Raw genomic sequence first — 6,155 nt, forward strand, 5'->3', positions numbered from 1 at the left:
GTTCAATGCTCGACATTACTAAATAAGATGGACTAGAAGTTTGAAAAATACCTAAATATTTAATAACTTCATCTTTCAAAGGTGCATTTTTATGAATAAATAATACTGATCCCATAGTAAGCGCAGGCAAAGTTTTGTGATACGATTGAACAACATAGTCAGCTTCTGATTCTAAAGCTGATTTAGGAAAGTGTTTCAAATTAAAATGGGCACCATGAGCCTCATCAATTAAAACAGGTATATTGTAATCGTGAAATTGTTTAACACACTGTTTGATATCAAAGCATTCTCCATAATAATTTGGATAAGTAACGACAGCGAGTTTTTGATGTCGTAACATTTTAGTATCTATCAAAGGCGCTAAATACTGGTAACTTTTATCACTTCTGTACATAGGCAAAATATCTGCAGACTGTTGAGTTAAATCTAAAGCATTAAAAACTGATTTATGTACATTACGGCTAATTAGATAACGACCTTTTATATGAGTAAATGCTTGTATAACTGATAAAATGCCTGAAGTTGTACCATTAACTAAATAATAAGCATCATAATTAGGATGCTTATTCACACGATTCATACTTTCTAAAATAGTATTTTCTGGATGATGTCAATCATCTAGACCCGTGATTTCAGTCATATCCATTTTCAAAGATAATGCATCTAAATAACCGATAGTCATATTTTTATGTCCTGGAACATGTAATGAGATAGCATGATGATGAATTAAATCATCAAGTTTTTGAGTGATAGGTAATTTCAATTAAGTCTTCTCCTCATATATCTTTAAATATCTCCTATTTTAATAGATAATTTAAAAAAATAAAAGAAACGCTACAATTTCTGTTGTTTAATCTCTTCTCAATTCATTAGCTCCAAGCACTTTTTCTAAATTTCGACATAAAAAAAGAGACCTCACGGTCTCAATATCAGCTCATCGCATCCATACAATGATTTGCCTGGCAACGTCCTACTCTAGCGGAACGTCAGTCCAACTACCATCGGCGCTAAGGAGCTTAACTTCTGTGTTCGGCATGGGAACAGGTGTGACCTCCTTGCCATTGTCACCAGACAAATGAATGATTATACATTCAAAACTAGATAGTAAGTAAAGATTTGCGTCGCAAAACTTGAAAAAATTGATTAAGTCTTCGATCGATTAGTATTCGTCAGCTCCACGTGTCACCACGCTTCCACCTCGAACCTATTAACCTCATCATCTCTGAGGGATCTTATAACCGAAGTTGGGAAATCTCATCTTGAGGGGGGCTTCATGCTTAGATGCTTTCAGCACTTATCCCGTCCATACATAGCTACCCAGCTATGCCGTTGGCACGACAACTGGTACACCAGAGGTATGTCCATCCCGGTCCTCTCGTACTAAGGACAGCTCCTCTCAAATTTCCTACGCCCACGACGGATAGGGACCGAACTGTCTCACGACGTTCTGAACCCAGCTCGCGTACCGCTTTAATGGGCGAACAGCCCAACCCTTGGGACCGACTACAGCCCCAGGATGCGATGAGCCGACATCGAGGTGCCAAACCTCCCCGTCGATGTGAACTCTTGGGGGAGATAAGCCTGTTATCCCCGGGGTAGCTTTTATCCGTTGAGCGATGGCCCTTCCATGCGGAACCACCGGATCACTAAGTCCGTCTTTCGACCCTGCTCGACTTGTAGGTCTCGCAGTCAAGCTCCCTTATGCCTTTACACTCTATGAATGATTTCCAACCATTCTGAGGGAACCTTTGAGCGCCTCCGTTACCTTTTAGGAGGCGACCGCCCCAGTCAAACTGCCCGCCTGACACTGTCTCCCACCACGATAAGTGGTGCGGGTTAGAAAGCCAACACAGCTAGGGTAGTATCCCACCAACGCCTCCACGTAAGCTAGCGCTCACGTTTCAAAGGCTCCTACCTATCCTGTACAAGCTGTGCCGAATTTCAATATCAGGCTACAGTAAAGCTCCACGGGGTCTTTCCGTCCTGTCGCGGGTAACCTGCATCTTCACAGGTACTATGATTTCACCGAGTCTCTCGTTGAGACAGTGCCCAAATCGTTACGCCTTTCGTGCGGGTCGGAACTTACCCGACAAGGAATTTCGCTACCTTAGGACCGTTATAGTTACGGCCGCCGTTTACTGGGGCTTCGATTCGTAGCTTCGCAGAAGCTAACCACTCCTCTTAACCTTCCAGCACCGGGCAGGCGTCAGCCCCTATACATCACCTTACGGTTTAGCAGAGACCTGTGTTTTTGATAAACAGTCGCTTGGGCCTATTCACTGCGGCTCTTCTGGGCTTGCACCCTAAAGAGCACCCCTTCTCCCGAAGTTACGGGGTCATTTTGCCGAGTTCCTTAACGAGAGTTCGCTCGCTCACCTTAGAATTCTCATCTTGACTACCTGTGTCGGTTTGCGGTACGGGCACCTAATCTCTATCTAGAGGCTTTTCTCGGCAGTGTGAAATCAACGACTCGAGGAAACAATTTCCTCTCCCCATCACAGCTCAATCTTAAGAGTGCCGGATTTGCCTAACACTCAATCTCACTGCTTAGACGTACAATCCAATCGTACGCTTCGCCTATCCTACTGCGTCCCCCCATCGATTAAAACGATTATAGGTGGTACAGGAATATCAACCTGTTATCCATCGCCTACGCCTGTCGGCCTCAGCTTAGGACCCGACTAACCCAGAGCGGACGAGCCTTCCTCTGGAAACCTTAGTCAATCGGTGGACGGGATTCTCACCCGTCTTTCGCTACTCACACCGGCATTCTCACTTCTAAGCGCTCCACATGTCCTTGCGATCATGCTTCAACGCCCTTAGAACGCTCTCCTACCATTGTCCAAAGGACAATCCACAGCTTCGGTAATATGTTTAGCCCCGGTACATTTTCGGCGCAGTGTCACTCGACTAGTGAGCTATTACGCACTCTTTAAATGATGGCTGCTTCTAAGCCAACATCCTAGTTGTCTGGGCAACGCCACATCCTTTTCCACTTAACATATATTTTGGGACCTTAGCTGGTGGTCTGGGCTGTTTCCCTTTCGAACACGGACCTTATCACCCATGTTCTGACTCCCAAGTTAAATTAATTGGCATTCGGAGTTTGTCTGAATTCGGTAACCCGAGAGGGGCCCCTCGTCCAAACAGTGCTCTACCTCCAATAATCATCACTTGAGGCTAGCCCTAAAGCTATTTCGGAGAGAACCAGCTATCTCCAAGTTCGATTGGAATTTCTCCGCTACCCACAGTTCATCCGCTCACTTTTCAACGTAAGTCGGTTCGGTCCTCCATTCAGTGTTACCTGAACTTCAACCTGACCATGGGTAGATCACCTGGTTTCGGGTCTACGACCAAATACTATACGCCCTATTCAGACTCGCTTTCGCTACGGCTCCACATTTTCTGCTTAACCTTGCATCAGATCGTAACTCGCCGGTTCATTCTACAAAAGGCACGCCATCACCCATTAACGGGCTCTGACTACTTGTAAGCACACGGTTTCAAGTTCTCTTTCACTCCCCTTCCGGGGTACTTTTCACCTTTCCCTCACGGTACTGGTTCACTATCGGTCACTAGAGAGTATTTAGCCTTAGGAGATGGTCCTCCCAGATTCCGACGGAATTTCACGTGCTCCGTCGTACTCAGGATCCACTCAAGAGAGAATATATTTTCAACTACAGGATTATTACCTTCTTTGATTCAACTTTCCAGATGATTCGTTTAATATATTCCTTTGTAACTCCGTATAGAGTGTCCTACAACCCCAATAAGCAAGCTTATTGGTTTGGGCTCTTCCCGTTTCGCTCGCCGCTACTCAGGGAATCGAATTTTCTTTCTCTTCCTCCGGGTACTAAGATGTTTCAGTTCTCCGGGTCTGCCTTCTGACAAGCTATGAATTCACTTGTCGATAACACAACATAACTTGTGCTGGGTTCCCCCATTCGGAAATCTCTGGATCAACGCTTACTTACAGCTACCCAAAGCATATCGTCGTTAGTAACGTCCTTCATCGGCTTCTAGTGCCAAGGCATCCACCGTGCGCCCTTAATAACTTAATCTAATATAGTTATTAATCTGTGAGTGTTCTTTCGAACACTAGCGATTATTTTTTATGAATTCAAGCTTATTTAAAACTCTATTCACTCGGTTTTGCTTGGTAAAATCTATTTACTTACTTATCTAGTTTTCAATGTACAATGTCATTAATTAATAATCACAATTAAGTATTATAACAAAATATAATAGTCAATGCAATATTCAATTAATCATGAATGTTTAAAAATAAACATTCAAAACTGAATACAATATGTCACGTTATTCCGTATCATCTCTACGAGATGTTCCGAATATATCCTTAGAAAGGAGGTGATCCAGCCGCACCTTCCGATACGGCTACCTTGTTACGACTTCACCCCAATCATTTGTCCCACCTTCGACGGCTAGCTCCAAATGGTTACTCCACCGGCTTCGGGTGTTACAAACTCTCGTGGTGTGACGGGCGGTGTGTACAAGACCCGGGAACGTATTCACCGTAGCATGCTGATCTACGATTACTAGCGATTCCAGCTTCATGTAGTCGAGTTGCAGACTACAATCCGAACTGAGAACAACTTTATGGGATTTGCTTGACCTCGCGGTTTCGCTGCCCTTTGTATTGTCCATTGTAGCACGTGTGTAGCCCAAATCATAAGGGGCATGATGATTTGACGTCATCCCCACCTTCCTCCGGTTTGTCACCGGCAGTCAACTTAGAGTGCCCAACTTAATGATGGCAACTAAGCTTAAGGGTTGCGCTCGATGCGGGACTTAACCCAACATCTCACGACACGAGCTGACGACAACCATGCACCACCTGTCACTTTGTCCCCCGAAGGGGAAACTTCTATCTCTAGAAGGGTCAAAGGATGTCAAGATTTGGTAAGGTTCTTCGCGTTGCTTCGAATTAAACCACATGCTCCACCGCTTGTGCGGGTCCCCGTCAATTCCTTTGAGTTTCAACCTTGCGGTCGTACTCCCCAGGCGGAGTGCTTAATGCGTTAGCTGCAGCACTAAGGGGCGGAAACCCCCTAACACTTAGCACTCATCGTTTACGGCGTGGACTACCAGGGTATCTAATCCTGTTTGATCCCCACGCTTTCGCACATCAGCGTCAGTTACAGACCAGAAAGTCGCCTTCGCCACTGGTGTTCCTCCATATCTCTGCGCATTTCACCGCTACACATGGAATTCCACTTTCCTCTTCTGCACTCAAGTTTTCCAGTTTCCAATGACCCTCCACGGTTGAGCCGTGGGCTTTCACATCAGACTTAAAAAACCGCCTACGCGCGCTTTACGCCCAATAATTCCGGATAACGCTTGCCACCTACGTATTACCGCGGCTGCTGGCACGTAGTTAGCCGTGGCTTTCTGATTAGGTACCGTCAAGACGTGCACAGTTACTTACACGTTTGTTCTTCCCTAATAACAGAGTTTTACGATCCGAAGACCTTCATCACTCACGCGGCGTTGCTCCGTCAGGCTTTCGCCCATTGCGGAAGATTCCCTACTGCTGCCTCCCGTAGGAGTCTGGACCGTGTCTCAGTTCCAGTGTGGCCGATCACCCTCTCAGGTCGGCTACGTATCGTTGCCTTGGTAAGCCGTTACCTTACCAACTAGCTAATACGGCGCAGGTCCATCTATAAGTGATAGCAAAGCCATCTTTCACTATCGAACCATGCGGTTCGAAATATTATCCGGTATTAGCTCCGGTTTCCCGAAGTTATCCCAGTCTTATAGGTAGGTTACCTACGTGTTACTCACCCGTCCGCCGCTAACGTCAAAGGAGCAAGCTCCTCGTCTGTTCGCTCGACTTGCATGTATTAGGCACGCCGCCAGCGTTCATCCTGAGCCAGGATCAAACTCTCCATAAAAATTTATGATGTTTGATTAGCTCATAATACTAAATAGTGTTTGTAACATTTAAGTTACTTTATTGGAATTAACGTTGACATATTGTCATTCAGTTTTCAATGTTCATTTGATATTAATTAAATGGTGGAGACTAGCGGGATCGAACCGCTGACCTCCTGCGTGCAAAGCAGGCGCTCTCCCAGCTGAGCTAAGCCCCCATGTTTTTAAAGAAGTCGGGAAGACAGGATTCGAACCTGCGACCC

Annotated in this window: 2 protein-coding genes, 1 tRNA gene and 3 rRNA genes; all 6 read right to left on the reverse strand. The window is 45.4% G+C overall.

The features are described from left to right. On the reverse strand, positions 1-571 hold a 571-nt coding region (locus C5C17_RS18210; RefSeq protein WP_219820541.1), incomplete at its 3' end, for an aminotransferase class V-fold PLP-dependent enzyme. A 39-nt stretch (positions 572-610) separates the two neighbouring features. Then, the gene (locus C5C17_RS18805; protein WP_219820542.1) at positions 611-763 is read right to left on the reverse strand and encodes a hypothetical protein; all 153 of its coding nucleotides are present in this window, start codon (positions 761-763) and stop codon (positions 611-613) included. Between the two features lie 194 nt (positions 764-957). Next, positions 958-1,072, reverse strand: a 5S ribosomal RNA gene (gene rrf, locus C5C17_RS18215). A gap of 67 nt (positions 1,073-1,139) precedes the next feature. After that, a 23S ribosomal RNA gene (locus C5C17_RS18220) occupies positions 1,140-4,061 on the reverse strand. 300 nt (positions 4,062-4,361) lie between these two features. Beyond that, positions 4,362-5,912, reverse strand: a 16S ribosomal RNA gene (locus C5C17_RS18225). Together the 16S, 23S and 5S rRNA genes with 1 tRNA gene alongside form the textbook arrangement of a ribosomal RNA operon. A 122-nt stretch (positions 5,913-6,034) precedes the next feature. After that, positions 6,035-6,110 (reverse strand) — tRNA-Ala (locus C5C17_RS18230). Between the last annotated feature and the right edge of the window lie 45 nt (positions 6,111-6,155).

The sequence above is a fragment of the Pseudoclavibacter sp. RFBA6 genome, from assembly GCF_002931575.1.
Lineage (GTDB): Bacteria > Actinomycetota > Actinomycetes > Actinomycetales > Microbacteriaceae > Pseudoclavibacter > Pseudoclavibacter terrae.